Origin of the sequence: Ureibacillus sp. FSL K6-2830, from assembly GCF_038004145.1 — a bacterium.
In the GTDB taxonomy this organism is placed as follows: domain Bacteria; phylum Bacillota; class Bacilli; order Bacillales_A; family Planococcaceae; genus Ureibacillus; species Ureibacillus thermosphaericus.
In genome coordinates, this window is sequence record NZ_JBBOQR010000001.1 from 2,403,640 (window position 1) to 2,423,827 (window position 20,188).

Annotated in this window: 26 protein-coding genes and 1 other annotated feature; of the genes, 15 read left to right on the forward strand and 11 right to left on the reverse strand. The window is 35.5% G+C overall.

The window, feature by feature from the left end; translation table 11 throughout:
• Nucleotides 1-77: 77 nt before the first annotated feature.
• Nucleotides 78-1,697 carry a phosphoglycerate dehydrogenase gene (gene serA / locus NSU17_RS11845; RefSeq protein WP_340436231.1) on the reverse strand — a complete coding sequence of 540 codons (1,620 nt, stop codon included), beginning with the start codon at nt 1,695-1,697 and terminating at the stop codon, nt 78-80.
• Between the two features lie 150 nt (nt 1,698-1,847).
• Nucleotides 1,848-2,078 (reverse strand) — a binding site (T-box leader).
• Between the two features lie 292 nt (nt 2,079-2,370).
• Between serA and NSU17_RS11850 the strand changes: the two genes are divergently transcribed.
• Complete coding sequence (locus NSU17_RS11850; RefSeq protein ID WP_340705092.1) at nt 2,371-3,153, forward strand: enoyl-CoA hydratase; 783 nt, start codon at nt 2,371-2,373, stop codon at nt 3,151-3,153.
• Nucleotides 3,154-3,222: 69 nt separating this feature from the next.
• On the opposite strand, the gene NSU17_RS11855 is transcribed toward NSU17_RS11850, so the two are convergent.
• Entirely contained in the window at nt 3,223-3,408 is a 186-nt protein-coding gene (locus NSU17_RS11855; protein WP_016838154.1) for a YhzD family protein, read from the reverse strand.
• Nucleotides 3,409-3,579: 171 nt separating this feature from the next.
• Here NSU17_RS11855 and yhaM point away from each other — a divergent pair, with 171 nt between their 5' ends.
• Nucleotides 3,580-4,527, forward strand: coding sequence for a 3'-5' exoribonuclease YhaM (yhaM, locus tag NSU17_RS11860; RefSeq protein ID WP_340705093.1), 948 nt, complete (start codon nt 3,580-3,582; stop codon nt 4,525-4,527).
• 247 nt (nt 4,528-4,774) lie between these two features.
• On the opposite strand, the gene NSU17_RS11865 is transcribed toward yhaM, so the two are convergent.
• Complete coding sequence (locus NSU17_RS11865; RefSeq protein ID WP_096551955.1) at nt 4,775-5,653, reverse strand: peptidylprolyl isomerase; 879 nt, start codon at nt 5,651-5,653, stop codon at nt 4,775-4,777.
• Between the two features lie 143 nt (nt 5,654-5,796).
• Between NSU17_RS11865 and NSU17_RS11870 the strand changes: the two genes are divergently transcribed.
• Complete coding sequence (locus tag NSU17_RS11870) at nt 5,797-5,901, forward strand: YjcZ family sporulation protein (protein ID WP_096551953.1); 105 nt, start codon at nt 5,797-5,799, stop codon at nt 5,899-5,901.
• Between the two features lie 80 nt (nt 5,902-5,981).
• On the opposite strand, the gene NSU17_RS11875 is transcribed toward NSU17_RS11870, so the two are convergent.
• The 6 genes from NSU17_RS11875 to NSU17_RS11900 form a co-directional block, all read right to left on the reverse strand.
• Nucleotides 5,982-6,173, reverse strand: coding sequence for a hypothetical protein (locus NSU17_RS11875; RefSeq protein ID WP_096551951.1), 192 nt, complete (start codon nt 6,171-6,173; stop codon nt 5,982-5,984).
• 85 nt (nt 6,174-6,258) lie between these two features.
• On the reverse strand, nt 6,259-6,819 hold the full coding sequence (locus tag NSU17_RS11880) for a DUF3267 domain-containing protein (RefSeq protein ID WP_340705094.1): 561 nt from the start codon (nt 6,817-6,819) through the stop codon (nt 6,259-6,261).
• Nucleotides 6,820-6,942: 123 nt separating this feature from the next.
• Nucleotides 6,943-7,524, reverse strand: coding sequence for an HTH-type transcriptional regulator Hpr (locus NSU17_RS11885; RefSeq protein ID WP_184656237.1), 582 nt, complete (start codon nt 7,522-7,524; stop codon nt 6,943-6,945).
• Nucleotides 7,525-7,708: 184 nt separating this feature from the next.
• Nucleotides 7,709-8,074, reverse strand: coding sequence for a YtxH domain-containing protein (locus NSU17_RS11890; RefSeq protein ID WP_340705095.1), 366 nt, complete (start codon nt 8,072-8,074; stop codon nt 7,709-7,711).
• 141 nt (nt 8,075-8,215) lie between these two features.
• Nucleotides 8,216-8,755 carry a tryptophan transporter gene (locus NSU17_RS11895; protein ID WP_016838146.1) on the reverse strand — a complete coding sequence of 180 codons (540 nt, stop codon included), beginning with the start codon at nt 8,753-8,755 and terminating at the stop codon, nt 8,216-8,218.
• Nucleotides 8,756-8,943: 188 nt separating this feature from the next.
• On the reverse strand, nt 8,944-9,369 hold the full coding sequence (locus NSU17_RS11900; protein WP_026019060.1) for an HIT family protein: 426 nt from the start codon (nt 9,367-9,369) through the stop codon (nt 8,944-8,946).
• A gap of 106 nt (nt 9,370-9,475) precedes the next feature.
• On the opposite strand from NSU17_RS11900, the gene NSU17_RS11905 reads away from it, so the two are divergent.
• Nucleotides 9,476-10,210: an ABC transporter ATP-binding protein gene (locus NSU17_RS11905; RefSeq protein WP_016838144.1), complete on the forward strand. Its 735-nt coding sequence runs from the start codon at nt 9,476-9,478 to the stop codon at nt 10,208-10,210.
• A complete protein-coding gene (locus NSU17_RS11910) occupies nt 10,203-11,402 on the forward strand; it encodes an ABC transporter permease (protein WP_340705096.1) in 1,200 nt (399 codons plus the stop codon). The genes NSU17_RS11905 and NSU17_RS11910 overlap by 8 nt, the downstream gene beginning before the upstream one ends.
• A 216-nt stretch (nt 11,403-11,618) precedes the next feature.
• On the opposite strand, the gene NSU17_RS11915 is transcribed toward NSU17_RS11910, so the two are convergent.
• Nucleotides 11,619-12,110: a helix-turn-helix domain-containing protein gene (locus NSU17_RS11915; protein WP_096551939.1), complete on the reverse strand. Its 492-nt coding sequence runs from the start codon at nt 12,108-12,110 to the stop codon at nt 11,619-11,621.
• A gap of 132 nt (nt 12,111-12,242) precedes the next feature.
• Between NSU17_RS11915 and NSU17_RS11920 the strand changes: the two genes are divergently transcribed.
• Together NSU17_RS11920 and NSU17_RS11925 are read left to right on the forward strand one after the other, a co-directional pair.
• Nucleotides 12,243-13,571, forward strand: coding sequence for an MFS transporter (locus tag NSU17_RS11920; RefSeq protein WP_340705097.1), 1,329 nt, complete (start codon nt 12,243-12,245; stop codon nt 13,569-13,571).
• Between the two features lie 21 nt (nt 13,572-13,592).
• Complete coding sequence (locus tag NSU17_RS11925) at nt 13,593-14,579, forward strand: ornithine cyclodeaminase family protein (protein ID WP_340705098.1); 987 nt, start codon at nt 13,593-13,595, stop codon at nt 14,577-14,579.
• A 21-nt stretch (nt 14,580-14,600) separates the two neighbouring features.
• On the opposite strand, the gene NSU17_RS11930 is transcribed toward NSU17_RS11925, so the two are convergent.
• Nucleotides 14,601-15,116 carry an antibiotic biosynthesis monooxygenase family protein gene (locus NSU17_RS11930; protein WP_340705099.1) on the reverse strand — a complete coding sequence of 172 codons (516 nt, stop codon included), beginning with the start codon at nt 15,114-15,116 and terminating at the stop codon, nt 14,601-14,603.
• Nucleotides 15,117-15,420: 304 nt separating this feature from the next.
• Between NSU17_RS11930 and hemE the strand changes: the two genes are divergently transcribed.
• The 8 genes from hemE (at nt 15,421) to NSU17_RS11970 (ending at nt 20,188) form a co-directional block, all read left to right on the forward strand.
• Nucleotides 15,421-16,476, forward strand: a complete 1,056-nt coding sequence (gene hemE, locus NSU17_RS11935) for a uroporphyrinogen decarboxylase (RefSeq protein ID WP_340705100.1) — start codon at nt 15,421-15,423, stop codon at nt 16,474-16,476.
• A gap of 27 nt (nt 16,477-16,503) precedes the next feature.
• The gene (gene hemH / locus NSU17_RS11940; RefSeq protein WP_096551930.1) at nt 16,504-17,436 is read left to right on the forward strand and encodes a ferrochelatase; all 933 of its coding nucleotides are present in this window, start codon (nt 16,504-16,506) and stop codon (nt 17,434-17,436) included.
• A gap of 12 nt (nt 17,437-17,448) precedes the next feature.
• Nucleotides 17,449-18,873: a protoporphyrinogen oxidase gene (gene hemY / locus NSU17_RS11945; protein ID WP_331855372.1), complete on the forward strand. Its 1,425-nt coding sequence runs from the start codon at nt 17,449-17,451 to the stop codon at nt 18,871-18,873.
• Between the two features lie 194 nt (nt 18,874-19,067).
• Nucleotides 19,068-19,193, forward strand: a complete 126-nt coding sequence (locus tag NSU17_RS11950) for a hypothetical protein (protein ID WP_340705101.1) — start codon at nt 19,068-19,070, stop codon at nt 19,191-19,193.
• Nucleotides 19,194-19,430, forward strand: coding sequence for a hypothetical protein (locus tag NSU17_RS11955; protein ID WP_340705102.1), 237 nt, complete (start codon nt 19,194-19,196; stop codon nt 19,428-19,430). It begins immediately after the preceding gene.
• A gap of 73 nt (nt 19,431-19,503) precedes the next feature.
• A complete protein-coding gene (locus NSU17_RS11960; RefSeq protein WP_340705103.1) occupies nt 19,504-19,680 on the forward strand; it encodes a hypothetical protein in 177 nt (58 codons plus the stop codon).
• A gap of 8 nt (nt 19,681-19,688) precedes the next feature.
• On the forward strand, nt 19,689-19,847 hold the full coding sequence (locus NSU17_RS11965) for a hypothetical protein (protein WP_340705104.1): 159 nt from the start codon (nt 19,689-19,691) through the stop codon (nt 19,845-19,847).
• Nucleotides 19,838-20,188: a hypothetical protein gene (locus tag NSU17_RS11970; RefSeq protein WP_340705105.1), complete on the forward strand. Its 351-nt coding sequence runs from the start codon at nt 19,838-19,840 to the stop codon at nt 20,186-20,188. The genes NSU17_RS11965 and NSU17_RS11970 overlap by 10 nt, the downstream gene beginning before the upstream one ends.

Consider the following 20,188-nt stretch of genomic DNA (forward strand, 5'->3'; position numbering starts at 1 on the left):
AAAATTCCATTGCCTGTATATTTAGGGACACAAAGCACAATTCTGTTCTATCTCACCAAGTAGTCGTGCCGGGCAGCTTAAAGAGTAATTGCTTTTACTTCATCGATATTTTCTAATTGTTCTACGTAAACTAAATCTTCAGGAGTTACTTCATTATCGATTGAAAGAATCATGACAGCAGCACCGCCAACTTGTTTACGTCCCACTTGCATTGTTGCAATGTTGACGTCTTTCTCAGCAAGTTTCGTTGCAACGCGGCCGATTGCTCCTGGTTTATCGATATTTTTAATGTATAATAAGTGACCTTCTGGAATAACATCTACAACAAAGTTTTCTACTTTTACGATACGAGCTCCAAGACCGTTTAGAAGTGTACCTGCAACACTATGTGTTTCATTTTCCGTAATTACTTCAACAGTAATAAGGTTAGTAAATCCTTTTGCTGTTGTTGTTTTATTTTCGTTAATTTTTACGCCAACTCTTTCTGTTAAATAACGTGCATTTACGTCATTTACATTTTCGCCGTGAGTTTTCTTTAAGTAACCTTTTAATGTATTTGCAGTCAATGGACGTACATCGTAATTTGCGATTTCACCAGCGTAGAACAAATTAATTTCTTTTAATGGTTCTGTTGTTACTTGTGATAAGAAAGCACCTAGTTTTTCTGCTAATTCAAAGAATGGTTCAACTTCAGCTAGCAGCTCTTTTGGAATTGATGGCATGTTCACAGGGTTTGTAACAGTACCAGTTTTAAAGTATTTAATAATGTCGTTAGAAACATCTACTGCTACAGATTCTTGTGCTTCAACTGTAGATGCACCTAAGTGAGGTGTAGCAATCACTTGTGGTAAAGTTAGCAATTTATGATCTGTAGCTGGTTCTTCAACGAATACGTCAAGAGCAGCGCCTGCGACTTTTCCTTCCACGATTGCATCATATAAATCATCTTCGTTGATGATTCCACCACGTGCACAGTTAATAATGCGTACGCCAGGTTTCATAAGAGCGAATTTTTCTTTATTAATCAAATTTTTCGTTTCAGGTAATAGTGGCGTATGCACAGTGATAAAATCAGCTTGTTGGCAAATTTCATCAACAGTTGCTTTTGTTACACCAAGTTCTTTCGCTCTTTCTTCAGTTAAGAATGGATCATATGCCATAATATTCATACGTTGTCCTTTTGCACGGAAAGCCACTTCTGTACCGATACGCCCCAAACCGATAACACCTAACGTTTTGTTTTTCAATTCAACCCCAACGTAAGTTTTGCGATCCCATTTTCCATTTTTTAAAGATAAATAAGCTTGTGGAATATGGCGAGCAAGAGAAGTCATCATCGCAATGGTATGTTCAGCAGCAGAGTTTGTATTTCCATCTGGTGCGTTGACTACAATAATACCGTGTTCAGTTGCAGCTTGTAGATCGATGTTATCTACTCCTACACCAGCACGACCAATTAATTTTAAATTTTTTGCAGCTTCAATTACTTCACGAGTCACTTTCGTAGCACTGCGCACGATTAATGCATCAACATCTTTAATTTTTTCAATGAGTTCTTCTTGTGAATTCCCAGTATCCACAATGATTTCTAAATTCATATCTTTTTCTTCGCGCAATGGGAAAATACCGTCTTCACTTAATGGATCCGCAATAAACACTTTAATTACATCTGTAGCTGTAGTTGCTTTTGTAACCATTTAAAAAACTCCTTTTTCATTAATATTTTTTAATAAAGAATTAAAGACAATAGCCAACTATCGAACAATTGCAACAATTGTTAGACTTTCTCGATAAAAAGACCCCTTCCATTTTTTTAGGTATTAAAAAAAGCCTTCCACCCCCTATAAATTAGGGGCGAAAAGCTGTCATATCAACTTCACGCGGTGCCACCCTTTTTCGTTGCCTAATTCAAGCAACCTCAAGTGATGCGTAACGTGCATTAACCGGAATTGGCTTACTTATTTGTTCAGCCATTCTATTCAGGAGTGGAACTACAAACGCCAGAAACACTGATTTGCACCAACCATCAGCTCTCTGAGAATCTGAACGTAAGAGCATGTCTCCGTCATAATATTTTGACTCTTATTAATGTGTTTCCATAATAAACTGATTGTTCATTAATGTCAACTAATTTCCTAAAATGATTAAAAAATTTTAATGAAAACGCTTAAATTTTTTGTTAATTAACGAACGTTATATTTGTAGTTTGTTGTTAATATTCGTGTTTTTATTGTTATTTTATGTATAAAGATTTTTTAATTGATGAATATACATTTATTGTTGCTAAAATTTGATTGTCTATGTTTGAAAGGAATTTTTTCCATCTAAGTAGAAGTAATAATTGTACATCAAAATTAAGGGGTGGAAGAAATGGCATACGAAACAATTGAATTAAGTCGTAATGATCGTCTTGCTGTGCTCACATTGAAGCGTCCACAAGCGATGAATGCAATGAATGAAGTAATGTTAAAAGAACTGGCGGATTGCTTTGAACAGTTACAAGGCGAAAAGGATATTCAAATATTAGTTATTAAAGGGGAAGGGCGAGCATTCTCTGCTGGAGGAGACATTAAAATGATGCTTCAATCAGAGCAATTGCAAGAGTTTCATGATATCATGGATTCGATTTCCCGAATGATGCTTGCTTTCTATCAATTGCCAATGATTACGATAGCTCAAGTACATGGTGCTGCAGCAGGTCTTGGATTCAGCCTTGCCATTGCATCAGATTATGTCATTGCTGAAGAAAATAGCAAGTTAGCTATGAATTTCATAGGAATTGGCCTCATCCCAGATGGTGGTGGGCATTTCTTTATGAAGGAACGAGTTGGAGTAGCAAAGGCAAAGCAAATTATTTGGGAAGGCAAAGTAATGAATGGAGAAGAAGCATTAAACCTTGGATTAGTGGATGCCGTTGTAAAGGATGGAGAAGCGCAAAAATACGTGCAACAATATACAGAGAAAATTTTATCTTCTCCTATTTTAGCGATGCTTGAGACAAAACAAATTTATCATACTGAGCGCATTTCTGAATTAAATAAAGTGCTGGCAAAAGAGCTGGAAGCACAAATAAAGATGAGGAATACGAAAGACCATTTGGAAGGTATTAAAGCCTTTGTTGAAAAGCGTACCCCTCAATTTATAGGGCAATAAAACTTGTTTAGCAAAAAAAAATTAACTGGAGGTTGGCTATTTATAGTGAAAAGCCAACCTTCAATTTTTTTATACATGGAATAAAATGATTTTTCCTGAAGAGTTTACGAGTCGATGCGTTTTATCTTGAACCCCTTTTTCTTCAATGCGTTTTTGGCCTTCTATTATGGCTTCTTGTTCATTTTCAAATTCCCAAACTTCATTAAATAATAGTTCCCCTGATTTTTCATAAGCCGTGAAATAAAAATTTGCCATTTTCATCCCATCCTTTTTTGAAAATTCAATTTTATTATACAACAAAAATAAAGCAAGTTTATAGAATTATAATTTATGAATTCTAACATCGAATCAAGTTTAAACAAATGGTACAATGAAAAATGAACGATAAATTTGAACGATGAAGGGAAAGAAAAGGGAGTGTCGGATATGCCAGGTATTACTCAACTCCAGCCAGGAGATGCAGTGAATCAATTTTTGCTTATTAAACAGGCAACCAAGGGAGTAACAACGGTGGGTAAGCCTTTCATGACGCTCATTCTCCAAGATAAAAGTGGCGATATCGAAGCAAAGCTTTGGGATACGAATGAAGAGCATGAAAAAATGTACCAACCGCAAGTGATTGTAAAAATCGGTGGAGAAATCCATGAATATCGCGGTAAAAACCAACTTCGCATAAAACAAATTCGACTAGCAAAACCGGAAGACGGGATACAGATAAATGATTTAATTCCTTCTGCTGCAACACCAAAGGAAAAATTATTTGAAGAGTTAACCCAATTTTTCTTTGAAATTAAAAATCCCAAAATTTCTAGAATCACCCGTTTTCTAATGAAAAAATATCAATCGGAATTGACTGTTTTCCCCGCAGCCTCTAAAAACCACCATGATTATGTTTCTGGATTATTAGATCATATCGTGCATATGTTGAGATTAGGGAAGGCAATTTGTGAATTATATCCAACATTAAATAAAGATTTAGTTTATGCTGGAATTATATTGCATGATATAGGGAAAGTGAAGGAATTGTCCGGCCCCGTATCAACAACATATACGGTAGAAGGAAATTTACTAGGTCATATTACAATCATGGTTGATGAAATCGGGCAAGCGGCAAAGGAATTAGGAATTGAAGGAGAAGAAGTGATGGTATTACAACATATCGTTCTTTCTCATCATGGGAAGGAAGAGTGGGGAAGCCCGAAAAAACCGATGATTCAAGAGGCAGAAATTTTGCATTATATTGATAATATTGATGCGAAAATGAATATGTTAACGAGGGCATTAAACAAAACAAAGCCAGGAGAATTTACGGAACGTATATTTGCGCTGGATAATCGTTCATTTTATAAACCGAAATTTGAAGAATCTAAATAATGAACAGGGAAAAAGAGGGGACGAAGAAAGCAATGGTTTTCTTCGTTTTCTTTTTTTAAGGAATGTTTGACATGTTATCGTAAGAGAGTATTTCTTGATTCAGGATGATGTTCTTTGAAATATTAATTATGGTGGAAAGCTACTGAATTCGGCCGCTTTTTGTAAAAATAAATGGTGCTGGTATGAATCCAGCACCATTTTTAACTTAGAAAGACAATCCTTCAAAGTATTTAGTTCATAATCTTTTTTATTCTTTATCTTTAGAATCAGTTTCTTCTTCAGTTAATAAAATTTGTGAAAATGCATCTTTTAAGTCTTTATCTTTAATTTCAATTTTCGCTTCTTTCACTAACTCTGTTAATTTCGTAGCAAATCCGCCTTTCATATCAATCAATTCTTGGCGAATTTCATCTTTTTTCTCTTCTAAAGTACCATAATCTTCAACTTCACGTTTGTCCAAAAGTTGAATGATGTGGTAGCCGAAATCTGTTTTAACTGGTTCGCTAATTTCATTTACTTCTAATGCATAAGCAGCATCGTTAAATTCTGTTACCATTGTTCCAACAGTAAACCAGCCTAAATCACCGCCTTGTTCAGCGTTGGCAGAGTCTTTAGAATATTCTTTTGCTAATTCAACAAAGTCTTCACCTTTATTAAGCTTTTCAAGGACTTCTTTAGCAGTAGCTTCGTCATCCACTAAAATATGGCGAGCATGCAATTCATATTTTCCTTGGTTATAATACTTTTCAATTTCTTCATCTGTTACTTCGATATCCTTTTCAGCTTTTTCTTGTAATAAAGTAAAGCGGATATTTGATTTAAATTGCTCTTCCGTTAATCCTTGTGATTGTAAAACGTCTTTGAAAGAATCTCCGAATTGCTCTTTGTATTGATTGAAGCGCTCTTCTACTTCTTCGTCTTTTACTTCATAATTATTTTCTAGAACATGCTCAATCACTACTTGCTCTAATAACATGCTACCAGCTAATTGTTTAATTTCATCATAGAATTCATCTTTTGTGATGTCGCCATATTTTGTGGAAACCACTACTTCATTACCAGAGTTGCAAGCAGATAATGTAAATACGGATGTTGCTAATGCAATAGCTAAAAATGTTTTCTTCATAAATATACTTTCTCTCCCTGTCTTTAAAATCCAATTGTAACTATAACATAAACGAATAAAAATCTAAATGGTTGCACTAATATGTTTGCCTAAGTAGCCCATTACCTACTGCATAATATAGGCATTAGAAAGGAGGTGTCGTTATGGGTCAAAGTTATGGTGGTGGATACGGAGGTAGCTCCTGGTTCGCGCTATTGGTTGTGTTGTTTATCTTATTAATCATTGTTGGTGCAGCTTACATGTATTGATTACAGTGAATGGAGCTAAAGGAATTCCTTTAGCTCTTTTATCTATATTGAACAATAATTGTAACCTACATCTCCTCTTATTAAAAATTGATAGCAACATACACCTCAATATAAAAGGATATTAGTAAAATCGTTATTAATATATTAATTGTGCTAAAAATTTTTGGTTGTTTTTCTTCAGGTATTTCTTTTTGCATACATAGTGCATATGTCATTTTGTTAATTTGGAATAAATAAAATACCGAGAATAGCACTACAATTAACAGTAGCAAGTCTATTCCTCCCCTCTATCACTTCATTTAAGAATAACAAAAAGTGGTACCATCCCACAAGTGAGTAATTGAATATTTTATCGTTTTAATTGTTGGGAATGTTTGAAAAACTAGGAGGAACTAGAATTTCATAACCTTTAGGCGTTTCCTCTATTACAGCATTTTTTGGTGCTTTCACCAAATGTATAAAATATAATATGTCTACTAAGCAAATACCACAATGATATCCGAGTAGTAAACAAGCGTAATGTGAATAATAGGGAAGGAATATTGCTACAAGTATAAGTAAAGTATTTACAATAATAAATGGAGTTAAAAGAATAAACATATATCTTTTTTTCGGTAACATTTTCTTAATTCGAATTTGAACTATAGGAATCAGTTTAAACTCAAATCTCCATTTTAATTTAACCGATTTGCGATAAGAAAACAGTGAGTAATAATGAATTAGCTTATGCAGCGGGTATAAAAGTAAACAAACTAATAAAAATAATGGGAAATGATGAGCATCATATATTAATGGACGGTTTGCACCGATGATAATAAATGAAAAAGAAAAAACAAGAATAAAAATAATGATTGCATATAATACTAGGCGAGATGTACCATATTCTCTTTTTATGTTAATCGTTTTCCAACAATGCATATTTGCAATACTCCTCAATCTGAAATTAAGAAAATTGTAAAACAAACTGAATTATTATGCTAATAATTTTGCAGATAAAAGAAAAAAGAGTGTACCTCATACACTCCCCATAATCCCCAATTGCTATTTATTCATTAATATTTCATTTTTAATAACTACTTCATGCGTATCTTTTTCTTCTATAGATTCTTTAAAATTTTTGAAAGATCTCTCAAATATTTCGATAAAATCTTCCCCGTAAATATTTCGAATAATTGCCATAACGTCTAAAAATTCTGGAAATCTACCATACAATTCTTTCAATGCTAGAGATCCTTCCAAAATAGAGTGTTCCGTATCCAAGTAATGATCATACATACGAATCACTAGCTCTGCTCCCTCAGGAGTGAGTTCAACATACGTATTGCGCTTGTCATCATCGCGCTTTGAAAATTTAAGAAGCCCGCGCTCTTCTAATTTCTTTGAGAAGTTGAACGCAGTTGATACGTGCATTACCCCAAACCTTGCAACATCTGAAATTGATGCACCTTGCAAATGGAAAGCAATCCATAAAATGTGATGTTCGTTAATGTTTAAATTAAACGGTTTAATCCATTGTTGCCAGTCTTTTTCGACTGCTTTCCACAAAGCCTTTGAAAGTTGAGCGATTCGTTGGCTATAAATCATAGCCTCTTTCAACGTATAAGATTCTACAGACAATTTGATTCACCTTCTTATTATAGGATTTTAAAATATTATAGCAATAAAAGAAAAAAGTTTAAAGTTAGAAAAAATAAATAAATGAAAAGTGATTAATAAATGTTATTTTTTAATAATATTTGAAAAAAAGTGCTAAAAACACATTGTTGTTTAGTTATAAAGTCATGGTTATTATTATACTGAGTATAGTTTAACCTTTTTTGATTTGTGAAATATTATTCTCGATTTCGCTTAGACTTTTCTGCAATTGTTTCAATTCTTCTTTTAAATTTTGCGAACTCGGTTGAACTTCTTGGGTAAATTGTGAAATGGAATTTTTTACTTCTAATAATATTTGTGGAATAGTAATTTTCACTTCATTTGTTAAAGTGGAGATCCCATTTTTTATGTCATTGATTTGATTATTTAATTGACTCATAGTTGTTTTTAAATTTTTGGAAGTAGTCGCGATATTCATTCGTAATTGATTGCCTGTTTGTGGAGTTGTGAAAATTGCAGTCGTAATTCCTGCGATGACTCCAGCAGTTAGTCCGATGAAAAATGGTTTTGCACGCATTGAAAATCTCTCCCTTTTTTTGTAATTAGTATGTAAAGAAATTGTCTAAAATATTAATTCTTGTACTTATCCATATTAAACCAAAATGAAAGAAAATAAAAAAGCTATCTAAGTAAAACTTAGACAGCGAAATATCCAATATTATGATACTTGTGTAACAGAAGTTTCGAATTTGGAACGCATTAACAAACCTTTTAAAATAGGATAAATAATTGCAAATGCAATGATATTTGCAATCGTTGCAGGAATTACTCCCGTTACAAACATAATGCCAAAAGCTGCTGGCATTTCGCCTACTAATAATAGCAACATTGATAAAAATACAGTTCCTGATAACAACGTTCCTAATCCAATCAATATACCGTAAGCTACAACATTTTTTGCAAATTTATTTACTAAAAGTACTACAACAAAAAAGATAAAACCTGTGGCAAATTTATCGATGATATTTGGAATGAGTGATCCTGGAATTGATGAGAATAAACCGGAAAGAACACCAGTTACTACTGAAAGGATAAAAGTATCTCGAACAGTAGGGAATAAAATAATCCCGACAAACATCATCGTTAACATTAAATCTGGCTTAATTCCACCACCGATTGGAACTGGTGGCATCACTAAATAAAGAGCTGTACCGATCCCCACTAAAAGGGCCATTAACACTAAATTTTTCGTTTTCATAATAAATCTCTCCTCTACTAAACTATGCTCTACTTTCCTAACGTGCCCTCAAGCCGTTAGCGAAAATATATAGTATGATTGTAATCTTAAAAGAAATAATTTTCAAGCAATTTTAATAGGATAGTAACAACTTTTTTAAATGACAAAGACTGACTCGTGGAATTGTTTTGAGCCAGTCTGAGAAAGCATTACTTATTCAAATTTGCTTTAATTTCATCCGCAATTGCTTTTAATGTGTCAGGAGTAAACTCATCTTTTTTCGTTTCCCAACGTACTATATATCCATCGTTTTCGTCATAGCGTGGAATGAAGTGCAAGTGATAATGGAATACTGTTTGTCCAGCAAAGGCACCGTTGTTGTTCAATGTATTCATTCCTTGTGGATTAAACGCTTTTTTAATGGCATTTGCAATTTTTGGTGCAGCTGCATATAAATTTCGTGCTACATCTTCAGGCATTTCAAATAAGTCTTTGACGTGTTGTTTTGGAATTAATAAAGTATGTCCTTTTGTTAATGGCGCTACGTCCATGAAAGCTAAAACATGTTCATCTTCATATACTTTATTTGATGGAATGGAACCTTCAATAATTTTGCAGAAAATGCAGTCGCTCATTTCACCCAATCCTTTCATACAAAATTTATCTACATTTTAACATATTTCATGAGATGAATACATTTTCTAATTTTGATAAACTGTAGGAAGAATAGGAGTGTTAACTATGTTGGAAGTAAAGGATGTAACAGGTGGATATACAAGAAAACCCGTCATTAAAGATTTGAACTTTTCAATTGGACAAGGGGAATTGGTTGGCTTAATTGGTTTAAATGGCGCTGGAAAAAGTACGACTATTAAACATATAATTGGGACGCTTCTTCCACAAAAAGGAGAAATCCGTTTAAATGGTGTTACGTTAAATGAAGATATTGAAACATATCGTTCATCTTTTTCCTATATTCCCGAAACGCCCGTATTATATGATGAACTTACGTTAAAAGAACATTTGGAGTTAACAGCGATGGCATACGGCATTGATCAGCATACTTTAAAGGAACGTTCCGGAAAATTATTAGAAGAATTTCGGATGGAGAAGCGCCTCAATTGGTTCCCATCTCATTTTTCAAAGGGAATGAAGCAAAAGGTGATGATTATGTGCGCCTTTTTAGTAAAACCTTCATTATATATAATTGATGAACCATTTGTTGGGCTCGATCCGTTAGGGATTCAATCATTGCTTAACCAAATGACTGAAAGGAAAAACGAAGGGGCTTCTGTTTTAATGTCTACGCACGTTTTATCGACGGCTGAGAAACATTGTGACCGCATCATTTTCCTTCATGAAGGACGAGTTCGTGCACAGGGAACGATGGAAGATTTACGAAAAGCGTTTAATATGCCCAATGCAACGTTAGATGATTTATATATTGCCATGACGAAGGAGCAACATAATGAGTAATTTGTCAGAAGTATGGTCCAAACGTTTCGAACACTATATGATTGAAGTTCAAAAATATATGCGTTTTGTGTTCACTGGACATTTGGCTATTGTGATTGTGTTTGCCATTGGAGCGCTTGGGTTTCAATATAGCCAGTGGTTGCAAGTTGTATCACCCAATTTTCCAGCTGAATGGCTTGTTGCTGTAGTGGTAGGAATTATCGTTGCATTTTCTCGTCCAGTCACTCTTTTAAAAGAGCCAGACCAAGTATATTTATTGCCATTAGAAAAACAGATGCCCATCTATTTCCGAAAAGCATTGAATTGGACTTTTTGGTCACAAGTTTTCCTATCTGCAATTTGCTATCTTATCGCGATTCCTTTATTGAATGCAGTTACGGAATTAGAATCATTGCGTATTTGGCTTGGGTTGCTGTTTATCATCATACTGAAATATATTAATGTTCAAACTGAATTCCATTATCGCTATGTCAATCGAGGGAATTTCATCGCTTTTGATCGCATAGCAAGAATGGCGGTATCAATTTTAGCGGTGCAAGCCATTCTATCGATTCATTTTTGGTGGGCTTTCCTATATATATTGTTGCTTATAGTGTACAATCAGTCGTTAAAAAAGAAAGTATTCGTTCAACCAATTCCTTACGAACATTTTGTAAAATTGGAACAAAATCGCATGATGGCCTTTTACCGATTTGCGAACTACTTTACAGATGTTCCTCATATTCGCGGTGCAATAAAACGCAGAGCATGGTTGGATATCATTTATAAATTTGTTCTATTTAATAAGGAAAGTACTCAAAGTTATTTAGTTTTCCGTACTTTTGTAAGAACGAATGACCATTTTTATTTATGGGTGCGGTTAACAGCCATTTTAGTGATTGTCGCGTTGACGATCGATATTCCGGTTGTATTATGGATTGTTGCAGGGGCATTAAGTTTTGCTACGACCATTCAGTTAAAATATGCGTTATTGTCTTCTTCTGATTTTCGTATGGATATGCTTTTTCCAATAAAAGAGAATCAACGAAAGAAAGCTGTTCAAAAGCTATTGCGTATCTTTATGATTGTTCAAGGGATGCTAGTAATGCTTTGTGCCATTGGACAGCCATATTTCTTTGTTCCAGCAATTATTATCATTGTGATGAACGAGTTGACGTTTAACTTGTCAAAAGATCCGGTTGTGCATGTTTAAGTTGGATTATACATCTGCTATATAAGCGTATTGGATTTCATAAGTGTTTTCCAATGCGCTTTTATTCTTGAGTTCTATTATGGAGAATCCAGAAAGTACAAATTACAACATGATAATCGTTTACTGTTTTTATTGTTGAAACAAAAAAGAGAGAGTTTTTTCCAATTTGTATTCATGAATATCCTACAAAATGAAATGAACAAATAATTTACATTCTTACAAAGTAGATACTAGAAGAAACTGCACATCCTCTTCTCCATCATTCCACCAATAATGATTACGGCTAGATTCGAACATAATGGATTCCCCATTTCTTAATTCAAAAACGTTTCCTTCGAGAGAAACCGTTAAAACTCCAGATAACACATAAATAAACTCATGGCCGTAATGGGAAAATTCATTTCCTTTGTTTTCCTTTGGCTTTAGTGTCGCTAAGATCGGGTGAAATGAAGCCCCTTGAACATTGTTGGACAAGTCTTTGTAAAAAAACGGAAAAGATTTTGCTTGATAATTTGTATCAGAGAAGAACAAGCTTGGATTGACATTTAACGCATCGCTAATTTTTCTTAACGATTCTAAAGTAACACTGCATTTATTTCTTTCTACTTGAGATAAAAAACTAATTGAAACCCCCGTCTTTTCAGACAAATCTTTTAAAGTCATCTTCTTCATTTTTCGGATTTTTCGAAGCTTTTCCCCAATCATCATAAATAAACATCCCCCTAAAAAATAATAGAACTAATACCTAAATTTTTCATAGAAAATTCGAATGAATGTATGATTTCTTGCATAAATTTAAGTGACACTTCAATTTTTATATATTCAATAGGAGGGACTAACATGAGTACAAGCAAAAATGTTATGACGAAAGTTTGGATTGCAAGTTTAGTAGGAAGTTCAATTGAATGGTTCGACTACTTCCTTTATGGAACGGTAGCGGGACTTGTATTCAATCAAGTGTTCTTTGTAACCGACGATCCGACGGTAGGGTTGCTTGCGTCTTATGCATCTCTTGCGCTTGCATTCTTCATCCGTCCATTTGGAGGAATCATCTTTGGATATATTGGAGATAAAATCGGAAGAAAACGTACACTCGTCTTAACATTATCAATTATGGGGATAGCGACAGTATTAATGGGATTATTACCTACATATCAAGCAATTGGCATAGCGGCTCCAATCATATTAATTGTTTTACGATTAGTTCAAGGACTTGGGATTGGAGGAGAATGGGGAGGAGCCGTATTACTTGCTGTTGAATATGCTCCAAAAGAAAGACGGGGCTTTTACGGTGCCTTCCCACAAATGGGTGTCACAATTGGGATGTTTTTAGGTTCGGGAGCGTTATCTTTTATTACTTCTATTGTTTCGCCTGAAAGTTTCGTTGCTTGGGGATGGCGTATTCCATTTATTTTAAGTGCTTTATTAGTAATCTTTGGTCTTTGGATTCGTAAAGGATTAGATGAAACGCCTTCCTTTAAAAAAGTACAAGAATCCGGAGAAATTCCGAAGTTGCCTTTCATAGAAATTTTTAAAACGCAGTGGAAAGAGGTTATTATTGCTGTAAGTGGAAAAGTTGTAGAAACTGCACCATTTTACATTTTCTCTACATTTATTGTTTCCTATGGTACGAACAACTTAGGATTTAAAAGTTCACAAGTGTTAATATCCATCATGATTGCTACAATTATTACAACAATTTTAATGCCGTATATGGGTAGCTTATCTGATAAAATTGGTAGAAAAAAAGTTTATATTACGGGAACAATCGGAATGATTTTATATGCGTTTCCTTATTTTTGGTTGCTCGAACAAAGAACATTTGCGACACTCCTAATTGCTACAGTGCTTGGATTGGGAATTATTTGGGCTCCGATTACTTCTGTGCTGGGAACAATGTTTTCTGAAATATTCGATGCAAAAGTTCGTTATACTGGGGTTTCATTAGGATATCAAATTGGGGCTGCCTTGGCTGGAGGAACAGCGCCGTTGATTGCAACATGGCTGCTAGTTGAATTTAATAATTCTTACGTTCCTGTTGCGTTATATATCATCTTGACAGCGGTCATCTCTTTTATTGCTGTATTAACAGTGAAAGATAAGAATAATCAAGAATTGGATGAATTTAAAGGTAAAGAAGTGAAAAAGAAAGAATTGCAAAGTGTTTAGTAAAAATGGAGCGTGTGGTCATTGATTCTATTAAATGAAAAACAGATTAAAAGCATCTATAAAATGGAAGATGCATTAAAAGATGTGGAAGAAATGCTAATAGCAAAGCAAGAAAATAAAGTGTTGGCACCAATCAGAACAGTGCTTGAATTTCCGGAAAAAAATGCTTCTTCTTTATATATGCCGAGTGCAGATTTGGAACATCACGTTGCCAGTGTTAAAGTAGTAACAATTTTCCCGAACAATTCAGCAAAGGGGCTACCGACAACGCAAGGGATTATTGTTTTAACTAGCACGGAAAACGGAGAGCATTTGGCAGTTATGAATGCTTCTTATTTGACGAGGCTTCGCACCGGGGCGATGACAGGATTAGCAACAAAGAAACTTGCGAAACAAGATGCGAAGGTGTTGACAATCGTAGGTACAGGTCGCATGGCTTTTGAGCAAGCGCTAGGCGTAATGGCAGTAAGGAAGATTGAGAAAATTTTATTGTTTAATCGTTCAAAGGAAAAAGCGTTTCAATTTAAACAACAATTAGTAGGGCATGGTGTAACTGCATCCATTGAACTAGTAGATGATGTGAATGAGGCAGTTTCGAAGTCAGAAATTATTTGTTGTGCGACAAATTCAACGACACCAGTGTTTAATGGGAAATATTTGAAATCTGGTGTCCACATTAACGGAGTCGGATCTTACTTACCTCATATGTGTGAAATCGATCGTACAACCATTTTACGAGCTTCCAAAATAGTAGTGGATGATCTTGAAGGGATTATGGAAGAAGCAGGTGAATTAATTGATGCGAATAATAGTGGTGAATGGTCCTTTGAAGATGTGCATGGCGAACTGGAATTATTAGTGAGTGGGAAAATTGCTCCGAGGGAAAGTGAGGATGAAATCACTTTTTTCAAATCGGTTGGTGCATCCTACTACGACCTTGCAGTTGCAAAAGGCGTCTACTATAAAGCATTAGAACATCGTATAGGAACAATTATCGATTTAATGTAAAAAGCTGACTCAATACTTGAGTCAGCTTTCTTCATTATTTTTTTGTTTTGCGCCAGAATAAGTTGTAATGTATGTTGCAGCATTAAAAATATTGTCTTTTTTTACTCCTACGGAAAAATGTTCGAGTTCATAAGCGAATGGATCGTATTTTTTCCATATGTCATAAGCACGTTTATTTGTCCATTGGAAGAGAATTATATATGTCTCAGATTTTTTTGGGCGTAGTATTCGATAAGCCATTAATCCAGTTTGAACTTTCATTCCGCCCAATCGCTGTAAAATGTTTTTTTCAAAGACAGGTCGTCCTTCATCAGAAACTGGGATATGGTAAAAAGTAAAGAAACCTGCTTGTTGTAGTTCATTTAATCCATCTACCACTTCATATTTCCTCGGTGTTTGAAAGACGGTTTTTCTTTCAGTTTCATGTAGTAAAAGCGTTTCGTTTATGCCATACAAGATATACATATTTTCGTTTTCATACTTTTGATGCAATTTTTCCAAAAATTGTGGAGTTCCTGTCGTCATGTAAATATTCATATTTTATTCCTCCTTAAATAATAAATGCAATATATTGTCTAAAATTTGTCATAATTTAATTGAGAAAAATGTGCTATTTAAAGAACAAATTTATGACATTTGTCAGAGAAAGCTATACAATGATAAAGGAACAGTATATATTGAAGGGTATCAATGACTTAGTAGATTATTTGTAAGTATAAAGTTATTATTATGAATTGTAGCATTATATAGCGATGAAATTTGTAGAAAAGTGAAAGATTGAAATCGATTTCATTGCACTTTTCGTCAAATTGATTATTTTTGAGGGGAAGGTAAAGAAAAAATGAGGCAAATAAACGACACACTGATTAGAGCAGCGAGAGGAGAACGAACGGAATATACTCCTGTTTGGTATATGCGTCAAGCAGGGCGCTCTCAACCAGAGTATCGAAAATTAAAAGAAAAATATTCACTGGAGGAAATTACTCAACAACCAGAACTTTGTGCATATGTAACAAGATTACCTGTGGAACAATATAACGTTGATGCCGCAATACTTTATAAAGATATCGTGACGCCTTTGCCTGGTATCGGGGTCGATGTAAAAATTCAATCCGGTGTTGGACCAGTGATTTCAAACCCTATTAGAAGTGCGGAAGATGTTGAAAAGTTAGGGGAATTTTATCCGAAAGAACATACTCCATACGTGCTTGAGACGATTAAAATGTTAACGGAAGAGCAATTGAATGTGCCGTTAATTGGATTTACAGGTGCTCCCTTTACTTTAGCTAGCTACATGATTGAAGGCGGTCCATCTCGAAATTACAGCAAGACAAAATCGTTCATGGTATCCGATCCAAAAGCTTGGTTTAAATTGATGGATAAATTAGCAGATATGATTATTGCTGATATCACAGCTCAAGTGGAAGCTGGAGCTAGTGCAATTCAAGTGTTTGACTCTTGGGTTGGCGCATTGAACGTTGAAGATTACCGAGTATTCATTAAACCAGTTATGACTCGCATTTTTGCAGAATTACGAAATCAAAATGTACCATTAATTTTATTTGGTGTGGGCGCAAGTCATTTAATCAACGATTGGAATGATTTACCGATTGATGTAATTGGACTTGACTGGCGCATGCCAATTCGAAAAGCTCGTGAACTAGGAGTAGAGAAAGCTGTTCAAGGAAACTTAGACCCTTCCATTTTATTAGCGGACTGGTCCGTAATTGAACGCAGAACGAAAGACATTATTGATCAAGGAATTGAAGTGCCAGGACATATATTTAATTTAGGACATGGTATATTCCCAGAAGTAAATCCGGAAGTATTAAAACGATTAACAGCATTGATTCATGATTATAGTCGTGAACGGATTGCAAAACTAAATAATGAATGATGAAAAAATTTTTTTGAGGTGAAAACATTGAAACCAGTACACGGTCTACTAGTAATGGCTTATGGAACGCCATATAAAGAAGAAGATATTGAAAGATATTACACGCATATTCGTCATGGACGAAAGCCTTCTGATGAACATTTAGAGGATTTAAAAGATCGTTATAAGGCAATTGGCGGAATTTCTCCTCTTGCAGAAATGACTAAGAAACAAGCAGAAGCACTTGTCAATCGATTAAATGAAGTACAAGACGAAGTGGAATATAAACTTTATATCGGATTAAAACATATTGAACCATTTATTGAAGATGCAGTCGAAGAAATGGTGAAAGATGGAATTCGAGAAGCCGTTTCGATTGTATTGGCGCCTCATTTTTCAACGTTTTCTATTAAATCATATAATGGTCGAGCGAAAGAAGCTGCTGAAAAATTAGGCGGTACACTAAACATCACTTCAGTAGAAGCATGGTATGATGAACCGAAATTTATTGAATATTGGTCACAAGCGATCCTAGCAGAATTTGATAAAATGACGGAGGAAGAAAGAGAAAAAGCTTGTGTAATTGTTTCCAACCATTCACTGCCAGAAAAAATTAAAAATTTGGGCGACCCATATGAGGAACAGCTCATTGAAACGGCTCGTTTGATTCAAGAAAAAACGGGGATTCAAAATATTGAAATTGGATGGCAATCTGCAGGACAAACACCTGAACCGTGGCTTGGTCCAGATGTTCAAGATTTGACTCGAGAACTTTATGAGAAAAAAGGATACCGTTCGTTCGTATATGCACCAGTCGGCTTCGTAACAGAGCATTTGGAAGTATTATATGACAACGATATTGAATGTAAAGATGTATGTGATGAGCTAGGGGCGCATTACTATCGCCCACCAATGCCAAGTACCCATCCTTTATTTATCGATGCGATGGTAGATGCCATTTTTAAAAAGTTAGAGAAATAATAGAAAGTGATGATGAGGGTGACGATTAGAAAGAAAATTGCTGTAATTGGCGGCGGTATAACGGGATTAACAGCAGCGTTCTATTTAAATAAGTGTGCACGGGAAAATCACTTACCATTAGATGTGGTGTTAATCGAATCTTCATTAAGATTAGGTGGTAAAATCCAAACGTTAAGGAAAGATGGATTCATTATTGAACGGGGTCCGGAATCTTTTATTGATCATGATGAGAGCATGATTGAAATAACCAAACATTTAGGCATTCAAGATGAAGTTGTATGCAATAGAGAAGGTCAAACTTATGTGGCTGTAGGTAAACACCTATATCCAATTCCGAAAAGCATTTTGTTTGGTGGAGCACCTATTGTCCCCTCATTATTAACTTCTGGGATTGTTTCATTAAGTGGAAAATTTCGTGCTGCAGGAGATTTATTATTGCCTAAAACTAAAGAAGATAAGGATGAACCGATTGGGGACTTTTTCCGGCGCCGTTTTGGGAAAGAAGTAGTTGAAAATTTAGTGGAGCCGCTGCTAGCAGGTACTTTCGCAGGAGACATTGATCGGTTGAGTATCCAATCAATGTTTCCTGAAATTTATGAAATGGAAAAACAATATCGTAGCTTAATTTATGGAATGAAAAAAACGCAATTTTCATTACTTCATAGTCAGGTGAAAGGGTTTCAAACTTTCAAAAATGGCTTGGAAACTTTAGTGGAAAAAATAGAGGAACATTTACCGCCTAAATCGATTTTAAAAGGAGTCAAAGTTGAATCGATTGATAAATTGCAAGATGGGACACTACAAATCTACTTTAATAATATTGCTCCATTAAAATGCCATGCAGTGATTGTGACAACGCCTTTAAATGAAGCGAAAAAAATGTTTGAGCATTACGGATTTTTTCATGAAATACCCGATATGAACTATGCAACGATTGCAACGGTAACGATGGCTTTTCAAAAATTAGAAAATCAGCTTTATGAAGATGCAATTAATTTTTATTTCTCTAGAAATAGTGATATTTCAATTACGACTTGTACATGGTGTAATCATAAATGGGACAATGTAGCTCCAGCTGGATATGATTTACTCCGAACGTATATTGGTCGTGTAGGGGATGAAGCAATCGTTGAATTGTCGGATGCAGATATAGAAAAAACGGTTCTTCATGATTTAGAGAAATCTCTTGGCATTAAGCAACAACCTCAATTTACGGTAGTTTCTCGCTGGAAGCAATCAATGCCACAATATACGGTTGGCCATGAGAAACGTTTGCAGAAAATGAGAGAAATCCTGAAGAAAGAATTCCCTCATGTTAAATTAGCCGGAAGTTCTTATGAAGGAATCAGTGTTCCAGATTGTGTATCGCAAGGAAAACAGGCTGCACGTGAAATCATGTCGGAATTATTTCATGAAGAGTCTAGTATTTTAGCGTAATAATGTGGTGGTAGCGAGTTAAAAAATTGTTGAACAGTTTTATGGTATCTCATCATTCACTAGTTAAAGTGCTACTCCGGAATGTCAGTGTTCATTGACTTTCGGAACAGCACTTTTCGTATTTTTAATTAGGAGAATAAAGGTAAGGATGTATATGAAATGCACGGGTGAATGAGGTAAATGCACGAGCGTGAGTGTTATATGCACAAGCCGAGGAGTTAAATGCACGAGCGCGGGTGTTATATGCACAAGCCGAGGAGTTAAATGCACGAGCGCGGGTGTTATATGCACAAGCCGAGGAGGTAAATGCACGAGCGTGAGTGTTATATGCACAAGCCGAGGAGGTAAATGCACGAGTAAGAGTGTTATATGCACAAGCCGAGGAGTTAAATGCACGAGTGAGAGTGTTATATGCACAAGCCGAGGAGTTAAGTGCACGAGCGCGGGTGTTATATGCACAAGCCGAGGAGTTAAGTGCACGAGTGAGAGTGTTATGTGCAGAAGCCGAGGAGGTAAATGCACGAGCACGGGTGTTATATGCACGAGCGTGGAGTTAAGTGTACGAGTGCGGGTGTTATATGCACAAGCCGAGGAGGTAAGTGCACGAGTGCGGGTGTTATATGCACAAGCGTGGAGTTAAGTGCACGAGTGCGGGTGTTATATGCACAAGCCGAGGAGTTAAGTGCACGAGCGCGGGTGTTATATGCACAAGTGCGTTGGATAAATGCACGAGCACGGGTGTTATATGCACAAGTGCGTTGGATAAATGCACGAGCACGGGTGTTATATGCACGAGCGTGGAGTTAAGTGCACGAGTGAGAGTGTTATATGCACAAGCCGAGGAGTTAAGTGCACGAGCACGGGTGTTATATGCACAAGTGCGTTGGATAAATGCACGAGCGCGGGTGTTATATGCACAAGCCGAGGAGGTAAGTGCACGAGTGCGGGTGTTATATGCACAAGCGTGGAGTTAAGTGCACGAGTGCGGGTGTTATATGCACAAGCCGAGGAGGTAAGTGCACGAGCGCGGGTGTTATATGCACAAGTGCGTTGGATAAATGCACGAGCACGGGTGTTATATGCACAAGTGCGTTGGATAAATGCACGAGCACGGGTGTTATATGCACAAGCCGAGGAGGTAAATGCACGAGCGCGGGTGTTATATGCACAAGCCGAGGAGGTAAATGCACGAGCACGGGTGTTATATGCACAAGCCGAAATAGTATCGATACAAATTTTAGCTATAATAAATGAAAAAATTGAATTGATTGTCAAATTTATTTCATTCAAACTTCACAATTTTTCATTACTATAG